General features: G+C 56.3%; 31 protein-coding genes. All 31 read right to left on the reverse strand.

All coding sequences use genetic code 11. From position 1 onward, the window contains the following. Window positions 1-14: 14 nt before the first annotated feature. The 31 genes from N805_RS19800 to rpsL all read right to left on the reverse strand — a co-directional run bounded on the left by N805_RS19800 (window position 15) and on the right by rpsL (window position 17,761). Window positions 15-1,016, reverse strand: a complete 1,002-nt coding sequence (locus N805_RS19800) for a DNA-directed RNA polymerase subunit alpha (protein ID WP_003255452.1) — start codon at window positions 1,014-1,016, stop codon at window positions 15-17. 22 nt (window positions 1,017-1,038) lie between these two features. Then, complete coding sequence (rpsD, locus tag N805_RS19805) at window positions 1,039-1,659, reverse strand: 30S ribosomal protein S4 (RefSeq protein ID WP_012270238.1); 621 nt, start codon at window positions 1,657-1,659, stop codon at window positions 1,039-1,041. A 15-nt stretch (window positions 1,660-1,674) separates the two neighbouring features. Further along, complete coding sequence (gene rpsK, locus N805_RS19810) at window positions 1,675-2,064, reverse strand: 30S ribosomal protein S11 (protein WP_003255454.1); 390 nt, start codon at window positions 2,062-2,064, stop codon at window positions 1,675-1,677. Window positions 2,065-2,082: 18 nt separating this feature from the next. After that, a complete protein-coding gene (gene rpsM / locus N805_RS19815; RefSeq protein WP_003255457.1) occupies window positions 2,083-2,439 on the reverse strand; it encodes a 30S ribosomal protein S13 in 357 nt (118 codons plus the stop codon). Between the two features lie 131 nt (window positions 2,440-2,570). Then, on the reverse strand, window positions 2,571-2,687 hold the full coding sequence (gene rpmJ, locus N805_RS19820; protein WP_002555468.1) for a 50S ribosomal protein L36: 117 nt from the start codon (window positions 2,685-2,687) through the stop codon (window positions 2,571-2,573). A 28-nt stretch (window positions 2,688-2,715) separates the two neighbouring features. Next, window positions 2,716-4,047, reverse strand: coding sequence for a preprotein translocase subunit SecY (gene secY, locus N805_RS19825; RefSeq protein WP_003255459.1), 1,332 nt, complete (start codon window positions 4,045-4,047; stop codon window positions 2,716-2,718). Next, window positions 4,048-4,482 carry a 50S ribosomal protein L15 gene (gene rplO, locus N805_RS19830; RefSeq protein WP_003255461.1) on the reverse strand — a complete coding sequence of 145 codons (435 nt, stop codon included), beginning with the start codon at window positions 4,480-4,482 and terminating at the stop codon, window positions 4,048-4,050. It lies immediately after the preceding gene. Between the two features lie 3 nt (window positions 4,483-4,485). After that, entirely contained in the window at window positions 4,486-4,662 is a 177-nt protein-coding gene (gene rpmD, locus N805_RS19835) for a 50S ribosomal protein L30 (RefSeq protein WP_016393393.1), read from the reverse strand. A gap of 2 nt (window positions 4,663-4,664) precedes the next feature. Beyond that, window positions 4,665-5,165, reverse strand: coding sequence for a 30S ribosomal protein S5 (gene rpsE / locus N805_RS19840; RefSeq protein WP_003255465.1), 501 nt, complete (start codon window positions 5,163-5,165; stop codon window positions 4,665-4,667). 3 nt (window positions 5,166-5,168) lie between these two features. Then, a complete protein-coding gene (rplR, locus tag N805_RS19845; RefSeq protein ID WP_003255467.1) occupies window positions 5,169-5,519 on the reverse strand; it encodes a 50S ribosomal protein L18 in 351 nt (116 codons plus the stop codon). 10 nt (window positions 5,520-5,529) lie between these two features. Then, on the reverse strand, window positions 5,530-6,063 hold the full coding sequence (gene rplF, locus N805_RS19850; protein WP_003255469.1) for a 50S ribosomal protein L6: 534 nt from the start codon (window positions 6,061-6,063) through the stop codon (window positions 5,530-5,532). A gap of 12 nt (window positions 6,064-6,075) precedes the next feature. Continuing rightward, window positions 6,076-6,468 (reverse strand): 30S ribosomal protein S8, encoded by a 393-nt coding sequence (gene rpsH, locus N805_RS19855; RefSeq protein WP_003255471.1) that lies wholly within the window; start codon window positions 6,466-6,468, stop codon window positions 6,076-6,078. 209 nt (window positions 6,469-6,677) lie between these two features. Beyond that, window positions 6,678-6,983 (reverse strand): 30S ribosomal protein S14, encoded by a 306-nt coding sequence (rpsN, locus tag N805_RS19860; protein WP_009681970.1) that lies wholly within the window; start codon window positions 6,981-6,983, stop codon window positions 6,678-6,680. A 13-nt stretch (window positions 6,984-6,996) separates the two neighbouring features. Continuing rightward, complete coding sequence (gene rplE, locus N805_RS19865; protein ID WP_003255474.1) at window positions 6,997-7,536, reverse strand: 50S ribosomal protein L5; 540 nt, start codon at window positions 7,534-7,536, stop codon at window positions 6,997-6,999. Window positions 7,537-7,556: 20 nt separating this feature from the next. Then, window positions 7,557-7,871: a 50S ribosomal protein L24 gene (gene rplX / locus N805_RS19870; protein WP_003255476.1), complete on the reverse strand. Its 315-nt coding sequence runs from the start codon at window positions 7,869-7,871 to the stop codon at window positions 7,557-7,559. Between the two features lie 11 nt (window positions 7,872-7,882). Continuing rightward, window positions 7,883-8,251 (reverse strand): 50S ribosomal protein L14, encoded by a 369-nt coding sequence (gene rplN, locus N805_RS19875; RefSeq protein WP_002555479.1) that lies wholly within the window; start codon window positions 8,249-8,251, stop codon window positions 7,883-7,885. 23 nt (window positions 8,252-8,274) lie between these two features. Then, a complete protein-coding gene (gene rpsQ, locus N805_RS19880; RefSeq protein ID WP_023534981.1) occupies window positions 8,275-8,541 on the reverse strand; it encodes a 30S ribosomal protein S17 in 267 nt (88 codons plus the stop codon). Between the two features lie 2 nt (window positions 8,542-8,543). Continuing rightward, on the reverse strand, window positions 8,544-8,735 hold the full coding sequence (rpmC, locus tag N805_RS19885; protein ID WP_002555481.1) for a 50S ribosomal protein L29: 192 nt from the start codon (window positions 8,733-8,735) through the stop codon (window positions 8,544-8,546). Beyond that, window positions 8,735-9,148: a 50S ribosomal protein L16 gene (gene rplP, locus N805_RS19890; protein ID WP_003255479.1), complete on the reverse strand. Its 414-nt coding sequence runs from the start codon at window positions 9,146-9,148 to the stop codon at window positions 8,735-8,737. The genes rpmC and rplP overlap by 1 nt, the downstream gene beginning before the upstream one ends. A 12-nt stretch (window positions 9,149-9,160) precedes the next feature. Further along, entirely contained in the window at window positions 9,161-9,847 is a 687-nt protein-coding gene (rpsC, locus tag N805_RS19895) for a 30S ribosomal protein S3 (protein ID WP_003255481.1), read from the reverse strand. 13 nt (window positions 9,848-9,860) lie between these two features. Beyond that, complete coding sequence (gene rplV, locus N805_RS19900; protein WP_003103908.1) at window positions 9,861-10,193, reverse strand: 50S ribosomal protein L22; 333 nt, start codon at window positions 10,191-10,193, stop codon at window positions 9,861-9,863. Window positions 10,194-10,204: 11 nt separating this feature from the next. After that, window positions 10,205-10,480 (reverse strand): 30S ribosomal protein S19, encoded by a 276-nt coding sequence (gene rpsS / locus N805_RS19905; RefSeq protein ID WP_003255482.1) that lies wholly within the window; start codon window positions 10,478-10,480, stop codon window positions 10,205-10,207. A 16-nt stretch (window positions 10,481-10,496) separates the two neighbouring features. Continuing rightward, window positions 10,497-11,321, reverse strand: coding sequence for a 50S ribosomal protein L2 (gene rplB / locus N805_RS19910; protein ID WP_008089816.1), 825 nt, complete (start codon window positions 11,319-11,321; stop codon window positions 10,497-10,499). 14 nt (window positions 11,322-11,335) lie between these two features. Further along, complete coding sequence (gene rplW / locus N805_RS19915; protein ID WP_003255484.1) at window positions 11,336-11,635, reverse strand: 50S ribosomal protein L23; 300 nt, start codon at window positions 11,633-11,635, stop codon at window positions 11,336-11,338. Further along, window positions 11,632-12,234: a 50S ribosomal protein L4 gene (rplD, locus tag N805_RS19920; protein WP_003255485.1), complete on the reverse strand. Its 603-nt coding sequence runs from the start codon at window positions 12,232-12,234 to the stop codon at window positions 11,632-11,634. The genes rplW and rplD overlap by 4 nt, the downstream gene beginning before the upstream one ends. Window positions 12,235-12,246: 12 nt before the next feature. After that, window positions 12,247-12,882 (reverse strand): 50S ribosomal protein L3, encoded by a 636-nt coding sequence (gene rplC, locus N805_RS19925; RefSeq protein ID WP_003257089.1) that lies wholly within the window; start codon window positions 12,880-12,882, stop codon window positions 12,247-12,249. 80 nt (window positions 12,883-12,962) lie between these two features. Further along, on the reverse strand, window positions 12,963-13,274 hold the full coding sequence (rpsJ, locus tag N805_RS19930; protein ID WP_003186070.1) for a 30S ribosomal protein S10: 312 nt from the start codon (window positions 13,272-13,274) through the stop codon (window positions 12,963-12,965). 142 nt (window positions 13,275-13,416) lie between these two features. Then, on the reverse strand, window positions 13,417-14,610 hold the full coding sequence (gene tuf / locus N805_RS19935) for an elongation factor Tu (RefSeq protein WP_028614144.1): 1,194 nt from the start codon (window positions 14,608-14,610) through the stop codon (window positions 13,417-13,419). Between the two features lie 27 nt (window positions 14,611-14,637). Further along, window positions 14,638-16,782, reverse strand: coding sequence for an elongation factor G (gene fusA / locus N805_RS19940; RefSeq protein WP_019472121.1), 2,145 nt, complete (start codon window positions 16,780-16,782; stop codon window positions 14,638-14,640). Between the two features lie 30 nt (window positions 16,783-16,812). Beyond that, a complete protein-coding gene (rpsG, locus tag N805_RS19945) occupies window positions 16,813-17,283 on the reverse strand; it encodes a 30S ribosomal protein S7 (protein ID WP_003246741.1) in 471 nt (156 codons plus the stop codon). Between the two features lie 106 nt (window positions 17,284-17,389). Beyond that, complete coding sequence (gene rpsL / locus N805_RS19950; protein WP_003255492.1) at window positions 17,390-17,761, reverse strand: 30S ribosomal protein S12; 372 nt, start codon at window positions 17,759-17,761, stop codon at window positions 17,390-17,392. Window positions 17,762-17,929 lie beyond the last annotated feature (168 nt).

Here is a 17,929-nt window from a genome sequence, read left to right on the forward strand (position 1 = left end):
GGTGATTACGACGATCAGGCGGTCGCCTTGTCGTCTTTCTTAAGACTTGCAGGCGGCCAGTTGTCGAGGCGCATGCCGAGAGACAGACCACGAGAGGCCAGGACGTCCTTGATTTCAGTCAGGGACTTCTTGCCCAGGTTAGGAGTCTTCAACAGCTCTACTTCGGTACGCTGAATCAGGTCGCCGATGTAGTAGATGTTCTCCGCCTTGAGGCAGTTGGCCGAACGTACAGTCAGTTCCAGGTCGTCAACCGGACGCAGCAGGATCGGATCGATCTCGTCTTCCTGCTCGACTACGACAGGCTCACTGTCACCTTTGAGGTCGACGAACGCGGCCAGCTGCTGTTGCAGGATGGTCGCAGCGCGGCGGATAGCCTCTTCAGGATCCAGGGTGCCGTTGGTTTCCAGATCAATGACCAGCTTGTCCAGGTTGGTACGCTGTTCAACACGGGCGTTTTCGACCACATAGGCGATACGACGCACCGGGCTGAACGAAGCGTCCAACTGCAGACGGCCAATGCTACGGCTTTCGTCTTCGTCGGTTTGACGGGAGTCGGCCGGCTCGTAACCGCGACCACGAGCTACAGTGAGCTTCATGTTCAGGGCGCCGTTCGACGCCAGGTTCGCGATTACGTGATCGGGGTTGACGATCTCGACATCGTGATCCAGCTGAATATCGGCAGCGGTAACCACCCCCGAACCCTTTTTCGACAAGGTCAGCGTAACTTCGTCACGACCGTGCAGTTTGATAGCCAGGCCTTTCAGGTTCAACAGGATTTCAATTACGTCTTCCTGTACACCTTCGATCGCGGAGTACTCGTGGAGTACGCCATCGATCTCGGCCTCGACTACTGCACAGCCAGGCATGGAGGACAACAGGATGCGGCGCAGCGCGTTGCCCAGGGTATGGCCGAAACCACGCTCGAGAGGCTCGAGCGTAATCTTGGCGCGGGTCGGACTGACTACCTGCACATCAATGTGGCGGGGAGTCAGGAACTCATTTACCGAAATCTGCATGGATGCACCTATTTTCTAGCCCTTACTTGGAGTAGAGCTCGACAATCAGGTTTTCGTTGATGTCGGCAGACAGGTCGCTGCGAGCAGGAACGTTCTTGAAAACGCCCGACTTTTTAGCAGCATCCACGTCAACCCACTCAACGCGGCCACGCTGGGCGCACAGTTCAAGGGCTTGAACAATGCGCAGCTGGGCCAGCGACTTCTCGCGGACCGCGACCACGTCACCCGGACGAACTTGGTAGGATGGAATGTTTACAGTCTTACCGTTGACGCTGATCGCTTTGTGCGAAACCAGCTGACGGGATTCGGAACGAGTCGAACCGAAGCCCATACGGTAGACGACGTTATCCAGACGGCACTCGAGCAGTTGCAGCAGGTTCTCACCGGTTGCGCCTTTTTTCGAGGCTGCAGCTTGGTAGTAACCGCGGAACTGACGCTCCAGAACACCGTAGATACGACGAACTTTTTGTTTCTCGCGCAGCTGGGTACCGTAGTCGGACTGACGGCCACGGCGCTGGCCGTGGATACCTGGGGCTGCTTCGATGTTGCACTTCGATTCCAGAGCGCGAACGCCGCTCTTCAGGAACAGATCGGTGCCTTCACGACGAGACAGTTTGCATTTTGGACCAATGTAACGTGCCATTCTTCTGTCTCCTGATTACACGCGACGCTTCTTCGGCGGACGGCACCCGTTATGCGGGATTGGCGTCACGTCGGTGATGCTGGCGATCTTGTAGCCGCAGCTGTTCAGTGCACGAACGGCGGATTCACGACCCGGACCTGGACCCTTGACGTTGACGTCGAGGTTCTTCAGGCCGTATTCCAGCGCAGCTTGACCAGCACGTTCAGCAGCAATCTGGGCTGCGAACGGGGTGGATTTGCGCGAACCACGGAAACCCGAACCACCGGAGGTCGCCCAGGACAAAGCATTGCCCTGACGGTCGGTGATGGTCACGATGGTGTTGTTGAAAGAAGCGTGGATGTGGGCGATGCCATCAACCACTGTCTTTTTGACTTTCTTACGAGGACGAGCAGCAGGTTTTGCCATGTCTATATTCCTGGGCGGTTACTTGCGGATCGGCTTACGCGGGCCCTTACGGGTGCGTGCGTTGGTCTTGGTGCGCTGACCGCGAACCGGCAGACCTTTACGATGACGCAGGCCGCGGTAGCAACCCAGGTCCATCAAGCGCTTGATCTTCATGTTGATGTCACGACGCAGGTCACCTTCGGTGGTGAACTTCGCAACTTCGCCACGCAGGGTTTCGATTTGCTCGTCGCTCAGATCCTTGATCTTAGCGGCTGGGTTTACACCAGCGTCTGCACAGATCTTCTGTGCAGTTGTGCGACCGACACCATAGATGTAGGTCAGCGAGATAACAGTATGCTTGTTATCTGGAATGTTGACGCCTGCAATACGGGCCATTCAGTGGGACTCCAATTGACAGCTACCTACGCCCCGGAAGCCAAGAAATAGGGCGCGAGATAATATCGCTGTAGAAACGAATAATCAACCCAGCAGCACACTAGCTGCTGGGTTTGAAGCGCAGATCACACTCAGCCTTGGCGCTGTTTGTGACGCGGTTCCGCGCTGCAGATCACTCGAACGACGCCTTCGCGACGGATGATCTTGCAGTTACGGCACAGCTTTTTCACCGATGCACGAACTTTCATTACCGACTCCTCGAACCTTAGGGGCGTATCAGCGCAGCAAACCGCTGCCACCGTAGCCTTTCAGGTTGGCTTTCTTCATCAGGGATTCGTACTGGTGCGAAACGAGGTGCGATTGTACTTGGGACATGAAGTCCATCACAACCACTACCACAATCAGCAACGAGGTCCCGCCAAGGTAGAACGGCACATTTGCTGCCACCACCAGGAACTGGGGCAGAAGGCAGACGGCCATCATGTAAAGAGCACCGAACATGGTCAAACGGGTCAGAACGCCATCAATGTAGCGTGCCGACTGCTCACCAGGACGGATACCCGGAATAAAGGCACCGGACTTCTTCAGGTTTTCCGCTACGTCTTTCGGGTTGAACATCAACGCTGTGTAGAAGAAGCAGAAGAAAATGATCCCTGCACTAAACAGCAAAATGTTCAACGGCTGACCAGGAGCGATCGACTGCGAGATGTCCTGCAGCCAGCCCATACCTTCGGACTGACCGAACCAGGCACCCAGCGAAGCCGGGAACAGCAAAATGCTGCTTGCGAAAATGGCCGGGATAACCCCCGCCATGTTCACTTTCAACGGCAAGTGGCTGGTCTGCGCAGCAAAAACCTTACGGCCCTGCTGACGCTTGGCGTAGTGAACGGCGATACGACGCTGACCACGCTCAATGAACACCACAAAACCGATAATCGCTACTGCCAGCAAACCGATAGCGACCAGGGCGAAAATGTTGATATCGCCTGTACGCGCAGACTCGAAAGACTGCCCGATTGCTCTCGGAAGACCGGCAACGATACCTGCGAAGATCAACATCGAGATACCGTTGCCCACACCGCGCTCGGTGATCTGCTCGCCCAGCCACATCATGAACATCGCGCCTGCCACGAACGTGGAGACGGCAACGACATGGAAGCCCAGGCCCGCAGAAAACGCCACGCCCTGGTTGGCCAGGCCAATGGACATGCCAATGGCTTGAACCAGTGCCAGGATAACGGTGCCGTAGCGGGTGTACTGGCTGATCTTGCGACGGCCAGCTTCACCTTCCTTCTTCAACTGCTCCAGTTGCGGGCTGACCGCCGTCATCAGCTGCATGATGATCGATGCCGAAATGTACGGCATGATCCCCAGTGCAAAGATGCTCATGCGCTCAAGCGCGCCACCGGAAAACATGTTGAACAAGCTAAGAATGGTCCCCTCATTCTGCCGAAACAGATCCGCCAGACGGTCCGGATTGATGCCTGGAACCGGGATATGTGCACCTATCCGATAGACGATGATCGCCATGAACAGAAAGCGCAGACGAGCCCAGAGTTCCGACATCCCGCCCTTACCGAGCGAAGAGAGAGCACCTTGCTTAGCCATTTATTCCTCGAATTTGCCGCCAGCTGCTTCGATAGCCGCACGCGCACCCTTGGTGGCTGCGATGCCCTTGATGGTGACTGCGCGAGTAACTTCGCCAGACAGCATGATTTTCACACGCTGAATGTGCTGGTTGATCACGTTGGCATCCTTCAAGGATTGCACGGAGATCACGTCGCCTTCCACTTTGGCCAGCTCGGACAGACGCACTTCGGCGCGATCCATGGCTTTCAGGGAAACGAAGCCGAATTTCGGCAGACGACGGTGCAGCGGCTGTTGACCGCCTTCGAAGCCCGGAGCGATCGAACCACCCGAACGGGAGGTCTGACCTTTGTGGCCACGGCCGCCGGTTTTACCCAGACCGCTACCGATACCACGACCCGGACGATGCTTCTCGCGACGGGAACCCGGCGCTGGACTCAGATCATTGAGTTTCATCGATTAACCCTCGACGCGCAGCATGTAGTAAGCCTTGTTGATCATCCCGCGATTCTCGGGAGTATCCTGGACTTCTACAGTGTGACCGATGCGACGCAGACCCAGGCCCTTAACACACAGTTTGTGGTTAGGCAGACGGCCCGAGACGCTCTTGATCAGCGTTACTTTTACGGTTGCCATGATCAGAAGATCTCCTCGACGCTCTTGCCGCGCTTGGCAGCAATGGATTCAGGAGATTGCATGGCTTTCAGACCCTTGAAAGTGGCGTAAACCACGTTCACTGGGTTGGTCGAACCGTAGCACTTGGCCAGAACGTTCTGAACACCAGCAACTTCCAGGACAGCACGCATTGCGCCACCGGCGATGATACCGGTACCTTCCGAGGCAGGCTGCATGTAAACCTTCGAGGCGCCGTGGGCAGCCTTGGTGGCGTACTGCAGGGTGGTGCCCTTCAGGTCAACCTGGATCATGTTGCGGCGAGCAGCTTCCATGGCTTTCTGAATCGCAGCAGGTACTTCGCGCGATTTGCCACGGCCGAAGCCGACACGACCTTTACCATCACCTACCACGGTCAACGCGGTGAAGGTGAAGATACGGCCGCCTTTTACGGTCTTGGCAACGCGGTTAACTTGAACCAGCTTCTCGATGTAGCCTTCGTCGCGCTTTTGATCGTTATTTGCCATAACTTAGAACTCCAGCCCGCCTTCACGAGCAGCATCAGCCAGCGCTTTGACGCGGCCATGGTACTTGAAGCCGGAACGGTCAAAGGCAACTTGAGATACACCGGCGGCTTTCGCACGCTCAGCTACCAGCTTGCCAACCTTAGTGGCCGCGTCGATGTTGCCAGTGGCGCCATCACGCAGGTCTTTGTCCAAGGTCGAGGCGCTTGCCAGAACCTTGCTGCCGTCGGCCGAAATGACCTGGGCGTAGATGTGCTGCGAGGAGCGGAACACGCACAGGCGCACGACTTCGAGTTCGTGCATCTTGAGACGTGCTTTGCGAGCGCGACGCAGTCGAATAACTTTTTTGTCGGTCATTTACTAGGCCCTACTTCTTCTTGGCTTCTTTACGACGGACTACTTCGTCCGCGTAACGCACACCTTTGCCTTTGTAAGGCTCTGGCGGACGGAAGTCGCGGATTTCAGCGGCCACCTGACCTACCAGCTGCTTGTCGATACCCTTGATCAGGATGTCGGTCTGGCTAGGCGTTTCAGCGGTGATACCGGCTGGCAGTTCGTAGTCCACTGGGTGCGAGAAGCCCAGGGCCAGGTTCAGGACGGTGCCTTTAGCCTGTGCCTTGTAACCAACACCGACCAGCTGGAGCTTACGCTCGAAGCCTTGGCTTACGCCCTGGACCATGTTGTTAACCAGAGCGCGGGTGGTACCGGCCATGGCACGAGCTTGCTGGTCACCATTGCGAGCGACGAAACGCAGCTCACCAGACTCTTCGGTAACTTCAACAGACGAGTGAACGTTCAGTTCGAGAGTGCCCTTGGCACCCTTCACCGAAAGCTGCTGACCTGCGAATTTGACTTCGACACCGGACGGCAGCTTAACGGGGTTCTTAGCGACGCGAGACATGTCTATCCCCCCTTAGAACACTGTGCACAGAACTTCGCCGCCGACACCGGCAGCGCGCGCAGCGCGATCAGTCATCACACCTTTGTTGGTGGAGACAATAGACACGCCCAGACCGCCACGTACTTTCGGCAGATCGGTGACGGCCTTGTACTGGCGCAGGCCTGGACGGCTGGAGCGCTTCAGTTCCTCGATGACCGGACGGCCTTCGAAGTACTTCAGTTCGATCGACAGGGAAGGCTTGGCTTCACCAGTTACCTGGTAGCCAGCGATGTAACCTTCGTCCTTCAGAACTTTGGCAACCGCGACCTTCAGGGTAGAAGAAGGCATGCTTACGACGGACTTTTCAGCCATCTGGGCATTACGGATGCGAGTTAGCATGTCCGCTAACGGGTCCTGCATACTCATGGGCTAGATGCTCCTGATACAAGAATTATTAGCCTTGCGGCTATGACAACCACCTGAGCGGATTGGGCAAAAAACCCAGGCTCGGGTGAGCCGGTCATTCTAGACACAAGGCAGAAACGAAACAAGCCCCATATAGGGGCTTGTTTCTTGGCGAGGTCACCGGCGGTCGGAAGATTGCCCCCCTTCCACCGGGATCACACCGACAGCGATTACCAGGAGGCCTTGACCAGACCTGGTACGTCGCCGCGCATTGCAGCTTGACGCAGCATGTTACGGCCCAGGCCGAACTTACGGTATACACCGTGAGGACGACCGGTCAGGCGGCAACGGTTGCGCAGGCGCGAGGCGCTAGCGTCGCGTGGCTGCTTCTGCAGAGCGACAACGGCAGCGAAACGCTCTTCTGGAGAGGCGTTAACGTTGACGATGGTCGCTTTCAGCTCAGCACGCTTCTTAGCGAACTTGGCTACCGTCAGCTGACGCTTCAGCTCACGGTTTTTCATGCTCTTCTTGGCCATTTTCCTACTCCAATCAGTTGCGGAACGGGAACTTGAAAGCACGCAGCAGAGCGCGGCCTTCGTCGTCCGAACGAGCAGTGGTGGTCAGGGTGATGTCCAAACCGCGCAGAGCATCGATCTTGTCGTAATCGATTTCCGGGAAGATGATCTGCTCTTTCACGCCCATGCTGTAGTTGCCACGGCCATCGAAGGACTTGGCATTCAGGCCGCGGAAGTCGCGAACCCGAGGCAGGGAGATCGCCAGCAGGCGGTCCAGGAATTCGTACATCTTGTCGCTACGCAGGGTCACCTTGACACCGATCGGCCATCCTTCGCGGACTTTGAAGCCAGCGATGGATTTACGAGCGAAAGTCACGACCGGCTTTTGACCGGTGATCTTTTCCAGGTCAGCTACTGCGTGCTCGATGACTTTCTTGTCGCCGATCGCTTCGCCCAGACCCATGTTCAGGGTGATTTTGGTAACGCGCGGAACTTCCATCACGTTCGACAGCTTAAGTTCTTCCTTAAGCTTAGGAGCGATTTCGTTCCGGTAAATCTCTTTCAGTCGTGCCATGGTCTTCTACCTAGCAGTGTTCAAGCATCAACCGCTTTTTGGGTCGACTTGAAGACACGAATTTTCTTACCGTCTTCTACTTTGAAACCAACGCGGTCAGCCTTGTTGGTTTCACCGTTGAAGATGGCAACGTTGGAAGCGTGCAGAGGCGCTTCTTTCTCGACGATACCGCCCTGAACGCCCGCCATCGGGTTAGGCTTGGTATGACGCTTGACCAGGTTCACGCCACCGATGACCAGACGGTCATCAGCCAGAACCTTCAGCACCTTACCGCGCTTACCTTTGTCTTTGCCGGCGATCACGATGATCTCGTCGTCACGACGAATCTTTTGCATGTCGGATCTCCTTACAGCACTTCAGGGGCGAGCGAGACGATCTTCATGAACTTCTCAGTACGAAGTTCACGGGTCACTGGCCCGAAGATGCGAGTGCCGATCGGCTCTTGCTTGTTGTTCAGCAGAACAGCAGCGTTGCCGTCGAAACGAATGATGGAACCGTCAGCGCGACGAACACCGTGACGGGTGCGCACGACAACAGCGGTCATCACTTGGCCTTTTTTGACCTTACCGCGCGGAATTGCTTCCTTGACAGTAACCTTGATGATGTCACCGATGCCGGCGTAACGACGGTGCGAGCCGCCGAGCACCTTGATGCACATGACGCGACGAGCGCCGCTGTTATCGGCCACATCGAGCATGGATTGAGTCTGAATCATAAAATTTCTCCGACCCCTAGCCCTTAGACTTCAACAGCGCGTTCGAGGACTTCAACCAGTGCCCAGGACTTGGTCTTGGCCAGCGGACGGGTTTCGGTAATCGAAACCTTGTCGCCGATCTTGCACTGGTTGGTTTCGTCGTGCGCGTGCAGCTTAGTCGAACGCTTAACGTATTTACCGTAGATCGGGTGCTTTACGCGACGCTCGATCAGAACGGTGATGGTCTTGTCCATTTTGTCGCTGACGACACGGCCAGTCAGCGTACGGACGGTTTTTTCAGCTTCAGCCATGATCACTTACCTGCCTGCTGGTTGAGCACAGTTTTCACGCGAGCGATGTCACGCTTAACTTGCGAGAGCAGGTGCGACTGCCCCAACTGGCCAGTTGCTTTCTGCATGCGCAGATTGAACTGGTCGCGCAGCAAGCCGAGCAGTTGCTCGTTCAGCTGCTGTGCCGATTTTTCACGAAGTTCATTCGCTTTCATCACATCACCGTCCGCTTAACAAAGGAGGTGGCGAGAGGCAGCTTTGCAGCAGCCAGGGCGAAAGCTTCGCGCGCCAGCTCTTCAGAAACACCCTCGATCTCGTACAGGACTTTGCCTGGCTGGATCTGGGCAACCCAGTACTCCACGGAGCCCTTACCTTTACCCATACGAACCTCGAGAGGTTTCTTGGAGATCGGCTTGTCCGGGAACACACGGATCCAGATCTTGCCGCCACGCTTAACGTGACGGGTCAGCGCACGACGTGCGGACTCGATCTGGCGAGCGGTGAGGCGACCGCGAGCAACAGCTTTCAGGGCGAATTCGCCGAAGCTGACTTTGCTACCGCGCAGCGCCAGACCACGGTTGTGGCCGGTCATCTGCTTGCGGAATTTTGTACGCTTTGGTTGCAACATTTGGCGTACCCCTTACTTAGCAGCTTTTTTACGAGGCGCTGGTGCTTGTGGTTTCAGTTCTTCTTGGCGACCACCAATAACTTCGCCTTTGAAGATCCAAACCTTCACACCGATCACACCGTAAGTGGTGTGAGCTTCGTAGGTGTTGTAGTCGATATCGGCACGCAGGGTGTGCAGAGGCACACGACCTTCGCGATACCACTCGGTACGAGCAATCTCGGCACCGCCGAGACGACCGCTCACCTGGATCTTGATGCCCTTGGCACCAATACGCATGGCGTTCTGTACGGCGCGCTTCATGGCGCGACGGAACATTACGCGGCGTTCCAGCTGCTGAGCTACGCTCTGCGCAACCAGCATAGCGTCGAGTTCCGGCTTGCGGATCTCTTCGATGTTGATGTGCACAGGCACACCCATCTGCTTGGTCAGGTCCTGACGCAGCTTCTCAACATCTTCACCTTTCTTGCCGATAACGATACCGGGACGAGCAGTGTGGATGGTGATGCGTGCAGTTTGAGCCGGACGATGAATATCGATACGGCTTACGGACGCGCTTTTTAGTTTGTCTTGGAGGTACTCACGCGTTTTCAGATCCTTCAAGAGGTAATCTGCGTAAGTAGCACCGTCTGCGTACCAGACGGAGGTGTGCTCCTTGACGATTCCCAGGCGAATGCCAGTGGGATGTACTTTCTGACCCATCTGATCGACTCCGTTACTTGTCCGCAACCTTGACAGTGATATGGCAAGACCGCTTGACGATGCGATCAGCACGGCCTTTGGCACGTGGCATGATACGCTTCAGCGAACGCCCTTCGTTGACGAAGACGGTGGAGACCTTCAGGTCATCAACGTCTGCGCCTTCGTTGTGTTCGGCGTTGGCTACGGCCGACTCGAGGACTTTCTTCATGATTTCAGCGGCTTTTTTGCTGCTGAAGGCCAACAGGTTGAGCGCTTCGCCCACCTTCTTCCCGCGGATCTGGTCGGCGACCAAGCGGGCTTTCTGGGCGGAGATGCGAGCGCCCGACAACTTAGCGGCTACTTCCATTTCCTTACCCCTTAACGCTTGGCTTTCTTGTCAGCCACGTGCCCGCGATAGGTGCGGGTACCGGCGAACTCGCCCAGTTTGTGGCCGACCATGTCTTCGTTCACGAGAACTGGAACATGCTGGCGACCGTTGTGAACCGCGATGGTCAGACCGACCATTTGTGGCAGGATCATCGAGCGACGCGACCAGGTTTTAACTGGCTTGCGATCGTTCTTCTCCACCGCCACTTCGACCTTCTTCAACAGGTGAAGATCGATAAAAGGACCTTTTTTCAGAGAACGTGGCACTGTCGTATCCCTCTAGTTACTTGCGACGACGGACGATCATGTTGTCGGTACGCTTATTACCACGGGTTTTAGCACCCTTGGTTGGGAAGCCCCATGGCGATACCGGATGACGACCACCGGAGGTACGACCTTCACCACCACCATGTGGGTGGTCAACCGGGTTCATGGCAACGCCACGAACGGTTGGGCGAACGCCGCGCCAGCGTTTGGCACCCGCTTTACCCAGCGAACGCAGGCTGTGCTCGGAGTTCGAGACTTCGCCCAGGGTCGCACGGCACTCAGCCAGTACTTTACGCATTTCACCGGAACGCAGACGCAGAGTCACGTATACGCCGTCACGAGCGATCAGCTGAGCCGAAGCACCAGCGGAACGAGCGATCTGAGCACCTTTACCCGGCTTCAGTTCAACACCGTGAATGGTGCTACCTACTGGGATGTTGCGCAGTTGCAGGGAGTTACCGGCCTTGATTGGGGCCAGTGCACCTGCGATCAGCTGGTCGCCAGCGCTCACGCCTTTAGGGGCAATGATGTAGCGACGCTCGCCGTCTGCGTAGCACAGCAGGGCGATGTGAGCAGTACGGTTTGGATCGTATTCGATACGCTCGACAGTGGCTGGAATGCCATCTTTGTCGTTGCGACGGAAGTCGACCAGACGGTAATGCTGCTTATGACCACCACCAACGTGACGAGTGGTAATGCGGCCATTGTTGTTACGACCACCAGACTTCGATTTCTTCTCGAGCAGCGGTGCGTGAGGAGCGCCTTTGTGCAGCTCCTTGTTGACCACCTTGACCACGAAACGGCGGCCAGGGGAAGTCGGTTTGCATTTAACGATTGCCATGATGCACCCCTTCCTTACTCAGCACTGCTGCTGAAATCGAGATCTTGGCCTGGCTGAAGGGAGACAATCGCCTTCTTCCAGTCATTACGCTTGCCCAGACCACGTGCGGTACGCTTGGTTTTACCCAGAACGTTAACAGTCGACACGTTTTCAACTTTTACGTTGAACAGGCCTTCGACAGCTTTCTTGATTTCCAGCTTGGTTGCATCGGTAGCAACCTTGAATACGAACTGGCCTTTTTTCTCAGCCAGAACGGTAGCCTTCTCGGAAACGTGCGGGCCAAGGAGGACTTTAAATACGCGTTCCTGGTTCATCCCAGCAGCTCCTCGAATTTCTTCACGGCCGAGACAGTGATCAACACTTTCTCGTATGCGATCAGACTGACCGGGTCGGAACCTTGTACGTCACGTACATCGACGTGCGGCAGGTTGCGAGCAGCCAGGTACAGGTTCTGATCAACAGCGTCGGAAACGATCAGTACGTCGCTCAGACCCATGCCGTTCAGCTTGTTCAGCAGATCTTTGGTTTTCGGTGCTTCAACAGCGAAGTCCTGAACCACGACCAGACGGTCGCTACGCACCAGCTCAGCGAGGATGGAGCGCAGAGCTGCGCGGTACATCTTCTTGTTGAGCTTCTGCGAGTGATCTTGAGGGCGAGCTGCGAAGGTTACACCACCGCCACGCCAGATCGGACCACGAGTGGTACCAGCACGAGCACGGCCAGTACCCTTCTGACGCCATGGGCGCTTACCGCCACCAGCCACGTCGGAACGGGTCTTTTGCTGCTTGGTGCCCTGACGGCCGCCGGCCATGTAGGCCACGACTGCTTGGTGTACCAGCGTCTCGTTGAATTCGCCACCGAAAGTCAGTTCGGAAACTTCGATCGCCTGAGCGTCATTTACATTGAGTTGCATGTCAGTTTCCCCTTAACCGCGAGCCTTGACAGCTGGACGTACAACCACGTCGCCGCCAGTAGCGCCAGGAACGGCACCCTTGACGAGCAGCAGGTTGCGTTCAGCGTCTACGCGAACTACTTCCAGGGACTGAACAGTCACGCGCTCGGCGCCCATGTGACCGGACATTTTCTTGCCCTTGAACACACGACCAGGAGTCTGGCACTGGCCGATGGAACCAGGCACACGGTGCGACACGGAGTTACCGTGGGTGTTGTCCTGACCACGGAAGTTCCAGCGCTTGATGGTACCGGCGAAGCCTTTACCTTTGGACTGACCAGTAACGTCTACCAGCTGGCCTGCAGTGAAGAGTTCAGCTTTGATCAGATCGCCAGCCTGGAAATCGCCTTCTTCAAGACGGAACTCCCAAACACCGCGACCAGCGGCAACGTTAGCCTTGGCGAAGTGGCCTGCCTGAGCGGCAGTCACACGCGAAGCACGACGCTCGCCGACAGTGACTTGCACTGCACGGTAGCCATCGGTTTCCTCAGTTTTGAACTGGGTGACGCGATTCGGTTCGATCTCAATGACCGTGACCGGAATGGAGACACCTTCTTCGGTGAAAATGCGGGTCATACCGCATTTGCGACCGATTACACCAATAGTCATGTTGTAAACCTCATGAGTGTACGGGGCTTTCACCCGCTATGGCCGCCCATTTCAGAGCGTTACACGACTAGACCGAAGTCTTAGCCGAGGCTGATCTGAACTTCCACACCTGCCGCCAGATCAAGCTTCATCAGCGCGTCAACGGTTTTATCCGTTGGCTGGACGATGTCCAGAACACGCTTATGAGTGCGAATCTCGTACTGGTCACGCGCGTCTTTGTTGACGTGCGGGGAGACCAGAACGGTGAAACGCTCTTTGCGGGTAGGCAGTGGAATCGGACCACGCACTTGTGCACCAGTACGTTTCGCGGTTTCCACGATTTCCTGGGTGGATTGGTCGATCAGGCGATGGTCGAAAGCCTTCAACCTGATACGGATTTGCTGATTTTGCATTGGATTTCAGACTCCAGGCTGTTCCCAACGGACGCACTACGCCCGCTAAAAGGAGGCGTGATTCTATAGACGCCCCAATTTAGTGTCAACCCAATAAAAAAAGCCCCCGCTGAGCGGAGGCCTTTTTCAATCGGTCGAGTGATTACTCGATGATTTTGGCTACGACGCCGGCGCCGACGGTACGACCGCCTTCACGGATAGCGAAGCGCAGACCGTCTTCCATTGCGATGGTCTTGATCAGGGTAACAGTCATCTGAATGTTGTCACCTGGCATTACCATTTCAACGCCTTCCGGCAGTTCGCAGTTACCGGTCACGTCAGTGGTACGGAAGTAGAACTGAGGACGGTAGCCTTTGAAGAACGGAGTGTGACGGCCGCCTTCTTCCTTCGACAGGACGTAGACTTCTGCGGTGAACTTGGTGTGCGGCTTGACCGAACCTGGCTTGACCAGAACCTGGCCACGCTCAACGTCGTCACGCTTGGTACCACGCAGCAGAACGCCGCAGTTCTCGCCAGCACGACCTTCGTCCAGCAGCTTGCGGAACATCTCAACACCGGTGCAGGTGGTGGTGGTGGTGTCACGCAGACCAACGATTTCCAGCGGATCCTGAACGCGGACGATACCACGCTCGATACGACCGGTAACAACGGTACCACGACCCGAGATCGAGAATACGTCTTCGATTGGCATCAGGAACGGCTTGTCGATAGCGCGCTCTGGCTCTGGGATGTAGCTGTCCAGAGTTTCAACCAGCTTCTTGACGGCAGTGGTGCCCATCTCGTTGTCGTCTTTGCCTTCCAGCGCCATACGAGCCGAACCGATGATGATCGGGGTGTCGTCGCCTGGGAAGTCATAGGTGGACAGCAGGTCGCGAACTTCCATCTCGACCAGTTCCAGCAGCTCAGCGTCGTCTACCAGGTCAGCCTTGTTCAGGAAGACCACGATGTACGGAACGCCAACCTGACGGGACAGCAGGATGTGCTCACGGGTTTGTGGCATCGGACCATCGGCGGCCGAGCAAACCAGGATCGCGCCGTCCATCTGGGCAGCACCGGTGATCATGTTCTTCACGTAGTCAGCGTGACCTGGGCAGTCGACGTGAGCGTAGTGACGAATGTTCGAGTTGTACTCGACGTGAGCGGTGTTGATGGTGATACCGCGCGCTTTTTCTTCCGGAGCCGAGTCGATCTTGTCGAACTCAACGACTGCCGAACCGAAAACTTCGGAGCAGACGCGAGTCAGAGCTGCGGTCAGAGTGGTCTTACCGTGGTCAACGTGGCCGATAGTGCCGACGTTAACGTGGGGAAGGGAACGATCAAATTTTTCTTTAGCCACGACAGTGAACCTCTTGCCTAAAGGGGATTAGCCTTGTTTTTTAACGAGTGCTTCGACGATGTTCGACGGAGCTTCGGCGTATTTGGAGAATTCCATGGAGTAGCTTGCGCGACCCTGAGACATGGAACGAACGTCGGTTGCGTAACCGAACATCTCTCCGAGCGGTACTTCAGCGCGGACGACACGGCCAGAGACCGACTCATCCATACCCTGGACCAGACCACGACGACGGTTCAGGTCACCCATCACGTCACCCAGGTAGTCTTCCGGGGTTACAACTTCAACCTTCATGATCGGCTCGAGAACCACGCCACCGCCCTTCTGGGCCAGTTGCTTGGTCGCCATCGAAGCGGCGATTTTGAACGCCATTTCGTTGGAGTCGACGTCGTGATACGAACCATCGAATACCGCAGCCTTCAGGCCGATCAGAGGATAGCCGGCAACAACGCCGTTCTTCATCTGCTCTTCGATACCCTTCTGGATCGGGGCGATGAATTCCTTAGGAATCACACCACCAACGACTTCGTTGGAGAACACCAGACCTTCGGTGATGTTGCCTTTTTCGTCCTGATCTGGCTCCGAGAAACGGATCCAGCAGTGACCGAACTGACCACGACCGCCCGACTGACGAACGAACTTGCCTTCGATCTCGACGTTGGACTTGGTGATCTTCTCGCGGTACGAAACCTGCGGCTTGCCGATGTTGGCCTCGACGTTGAACTCGCGCTTCATGCGGTCAACGAGGATGTCCAGGTGCAGCTCACCCATGCCCGAGATGATGGTCTGGCCAGTCTCTTCGTCGGTCTTGACGCGGAACGACGGGTCTTCCTGGGCCAGCTTGCCCAGTGCGATGCCCATCTTCTCCTGGTCAGCCTTGGTTTTCGGCTCTACGGAGAGCGAAATGACCGGCTCGGGGAAGTCCATACGCTCAAGGATGATTGGCTTGTCGGCGTTGCACAGGGTTTCGCCCGTGGTCACGTCCTTCATGCCGATCAGTGCAGCGATGTCGCCAGCGCGCACTTCCTTGATTTCTTCACGCTGGTTGGCGTGCATCTGCACCATACGACCAACGCGCTCTTTCTTGCCCTTGACCGAGTTGATGACGGAGTCACCGGAGGTCAGAACGCCCGAGTAGACGCGAACGAAGGTCAGAGTGCCTACGAACGGGTCAGTCGCGATCTTGAACGCCAGAGCCGAGAACGGCTCGTCGTCGTCAGCGTGACGCACGTCTTTACGAACAGCCGGATCTTCTTTGTCCAGCTCTTTGTCGTCCGGGTTGATACCCTGGATTGCAGGGATCTCGGTCGGAGCAGGCAGGTAGTCGATGACGGCGTCGAGAACCAGGGGAACGCCCTTGTTCTTGAACGACGAACCGCAGACAGCCGGTACGATTTCGCTGGCCAGGGTGCGCGCGCGCAGACCGGCTTTGATCTCTTCGACGGTCAGCTCTTCGCCTTCCAGGTACTTGTTCATCAGCTCTTCGCTGGACTCGGCAGCCGCTTCAACCATGTTGGAGCGCCACTCTTCAGCCAGCTCCAGCATATCGGCAGGAATTTCTTCCTCGCGATAAGTGGTGCCTTTGTCGTCGTCGTTCCAGTAGATAGCCTTCATCTTGATCAGGTCGACCTGACCCTGGAAGTTATCTTCCGAACCGATGGCCAGCTGAACAGGAACCGGGGTGTGACCCAGACGGTTCTTGATCTGACCTACGACGCGCAGGAAGTTTGCACCGGCACGGTCCATCTTGTTCACGTAGACAACACGTGGAACGCCGTACTTGTTGGCCTGACGCCATACGGTTTCGGACTGAGGCTCAACGCCGGAGGTACCGCAGAACACAACGACCGCGCCGTCGAGTACACGCAGCGAACGCTCTACTTCAATGGTGAAGTCAACGTGGCCGGGGGTATCGATAACGTTTACACGGTAGTTGTCATACTGACCAACAGAACCTTTCCAGAAGGTGGTAACGGCAGCGGAGGTAATGGTGATACCCCGCTCCTGCTCCTGCACCATCCAGTCGGTGGTCGCGGCGCCATCATGCACCTCGCCCATCTTGTGGCTCAGACCTGTGTAGAACAGGATCCGCTCGGTAGTGGTGGTCTTGCCCGCGTCAACGTGGGCACAGATACCAATGTTACGGTAGCGGTTAATTGCTGTAGTACGAGCCATAAAGCCCTCGCAAAATGATTGATGCTTGAATTAGAAGCGGTAGTGCGAGAACGCTTTGTTGGCTTCAGCCATACGGTGAACGTCTTCACGCTTCTTGACTGCAGCACCTTTGCCTTCAGCAGCATCCAGCAGCTCGCCAGCCAGGCGCAGAGCCATCGACTTCTCGCCGCGCTTGCGGGCGTAGTCTACGAGCCAGCGCATTGCCAGAGCGTTACGACGGGATGGACGAACTTCAACCGGGACCTGGTAAGTGGCACCGCCGACACGACGGGACTTTACTTCGACCAGCGGAGCGATGGCGTCGAGAGCTTTCTCGAAGATTTCCAGGGGGTCGCTGTTCTTGCGTGCTTTGACGGTATCCAGGGCACCGTAAACGATGCGCTCGGCTACAGCCTTCTTGCCGCTTTCCATCACGTGGTTCATGAACTTGGCGAGGATTTGGGATCCGTATTTAGGATCGTCCAGAATCTCACGTTTTGCTGCTACACGACGTCTTGGCATGATAAGCCCTCAAACGGTCTTCAGGTTAGCCCGGGACGTGGGTCTTCGACCCCTGCCCGACCTTACTCTTATCGACTCAAAAAAATGGATATGTGCAAACGGCCGATTACTTCGGACGCTTGGTACCGTACTTCGAACGACCCTGGTTACGGCCTTTGACGCCCGAAGTATCCAGAGAGCCGCGAACGGTGTGGTAACGAACACCTGGCAAGTCTTTTACACGGCCGCCACGGATCAGGACGACGCTGTGCTCTTGCAGGTTGTGGCCTTCACCGCCGATGTACGAGGAAACCTCGAAACCGTTGGTCAGACGCACACGGCATACTTTACGCAGTGCCGAGTTAGGTTTTTTCGGCGTGGTGGTGTACACACGGGTGCACACGCCACGACGTTGCGGGCAGTTCTGCAGCGCAGGAACGTCGGACTTCTCGACCGAACGCTTACGCGGCTGACGTACCAGCTGGTTGATAGTTGCCATCTACTAGCTCCACTGATTGTCTTGCGACTCTATTGTCTTGCAAGAAAGCCAAAAATTGGCGAGACGGAGCCTCACCAAATTTAAGGGTACAAAAGTCTACGGAGGATCTTGCACCCAGTCAAGACAAGGCCCCGGCCCTCCTCGCCCGATCATCGGCAACATTTCATG

The sequence above is a fragment of the Pseudomonas putida S13.1.2 genome (assembly GCF_000498395.2).
GTDB classification, from domain to species: Bacteria; Pseudomonadota; Gammaproteobacteria; order Pseudomonadales; family Pseudomonadaceae; genus Aquipseudomonas; species Aquipseudomonas putida_Q.

Coding starts and splice junctions, on each gene's coding strand:
- rpsC (WP_003255481.1), bottom strand. CDS start 9,847: ATGGGTCAGAAAGTACATCCCACTGGCATTCGCCTGGGAATCGTCAAG.
- rplP (WP_003255479.1), bottom strand. CDS start 9,148: ATGTTGCAACCAAAGCGTACAAAATTCCGCAAGCAGATGACCGGCCAC.
- rpsE (WP_003255465.1), bottom strand. CDS start 5,165: ATGGCAAATAACGATCAAAAGCGCGACGAAGGCTACATCGAGAAGCTG.
- N805_RS19800 (WP_003255452.1), bottom strand. CDS start 1,016: ATGCAGATTTCGGTAAATGAGTTCCTGACTCCCCGCCACATTGATGTG.
- rplO (WP_003255461.1), bottom strand. CDS start 4,482: ATGAAACTCAATGATCTGAGTCCAGCGCCGGGTTCCCGTCGCGAGAAG.
- rplF (WP_003255469.1), bottom strand. CDS start 6,063: ATGTCTCGCGTCGCTAAGAACCCCGTTAAGCTGCCGTCCGGTGTCGAA.
- rpsM (WP_003255457.1), bottom strand. CDS start 2,439: ATGGCCCGTATTGCAGGCGTCAACATTCCAGATAACAAGCATACTGTT.
- rplC (WP_003257089.1), bottom strand. CDS start 12,882: ATGACTATTGGTGTAATCGGTCGCAAATGCGGTATGACCCGCATTTTC.
- rpsH (WP_003255471.1), bottom strand. CDS start 6,468: ATGAGTATGCAGGACCCGTTAGCGGACATGCTAACTCGCATCCGTAAT.
- rpsN (WP_009681970.1), bottom strand. CDS start 6,983: ATGGCCAAGAAGAGCATGAAAAACCGTGAGCTGAAGCGTCAGCTGACG.
- secY (WP_003255459.1), bottom strand. CDS start 4,047: ATGGCTAAGCAAGGTGCTCTCTCTTCGCTCGGTAAGGGCGGGATGTCG.
- rpsG (WP_003246741.1), bottom strand. CDS start 17,283: ATGCCAAGACGTCGTGTAGCAGCAAAACGTGAGATTCTGGACGATCCT.
- fusA (WP_019472121.1), bottom strand. CDS start 16,782: ATGGCTCGTACTACAGCAATTAACCGCTACCGTAACATTGGTATCTGT.
- rplW (WP_003255484.1), bottom strand. CDS start 11,635: ATGAACCAGGAACGCGTATTTAAAGTCCTCCTTGGCCCGCACGTTTCC.
- rplR (WP_003255467.1), bottom strand. CDS start 5,519: ATGACCGACAAAAAAGTTATTCGACTGCGTCGCGCTCGCAAAGCACGT.
- rpsQ (WP_023534981.1), bottom strand. CDS start 8,541: ATGGCTGAAGCTGAAAAAACCGTCCGTACGCTGACTGGCCGTGTCGTC.
- rplV (WP_003103908.1), bottom strand. CDS start 10,193: ATGGAAGTAGCCGCTAAGTTGTCGGGCGCTCGCATCTCCGCCCAGAAA.
- rplB (WP_008089816.1), bottom strand. CDS start 11,321: ATGGCAATCGTTAAATGCAAACCGACTTCCCCTGGCCGCCGTTTCGTG.
- rplE (WP_003255474.1), bottom strand. CDS start 7,536: ATGGCACGACTGAAAGAGATTTACCGGAACGAAATCGCTCCTAAGCTT.
- rpsK (WP_003255454.1), bottom strand. CDS start 2,064: ATGGCAAAACCTGCTGCTCGTCCTCGTAAGAAAGTCAAAAAGACAGTG.
- rpsD (WP_012270238.1), bottom strand. CDS start 1,659: ATGGCACGTTACATTGGTCCAAAATGCAAACTGTCTCGTCGTGAAGGC.
- rplN (WP_002555479.1), bottom strand. CDS start 8,251: ATGATTCAGACTCAATCCATGCTCGATGTGGCCGATAACAGCGGCGCT.
- rpmJ (WP_002555468.1), bottom strand. CDS start 2,687: ATGAAAGTTCGTGCATCGGTGAAAAAGCTGTGCCGTAACTGCAAGATC.
- rplD (WP_003255485.1), bottom strand. CDS start 12,234: ATGCAACTCAATGTAAATGACGCTCAGGCGATCGAAGTTTCCGAACTG.
- rpsL (WP_003255492.1), bottom strand. CDS start 17,761: ATGGCAACTATCAACCAGCTGGTACGTCAGCCGCGTAAGCGTTCGGTC.
- rplX (WP_003255476.1), bottom strand. CDS start 7,871: ATGCAAAAGATTCGTCGTGACGACGAGATCATCGTGATCGCCGGCAAA.
- rpsJ (WP_003186070.1), bottom strand. CDS start 13,274: ATGCAAAATCAGCAAATCCGTATCAGGTTGAAGGCTTTCGACCATCGC.
- rpmC (WP_002555481.1), bottom strand. CDS start 8,735: ATGAAAGCGAATGAACTTCGTGAAAAATCGGCACAGCAGCTGAACGAG.
- rpmD (WP_016393393.1), bottom strand. CDS start 4,662: ATGGCAACCGTAAAAGTAACGCTGATCAAGAGCGTCTCGGGCCGTCTG.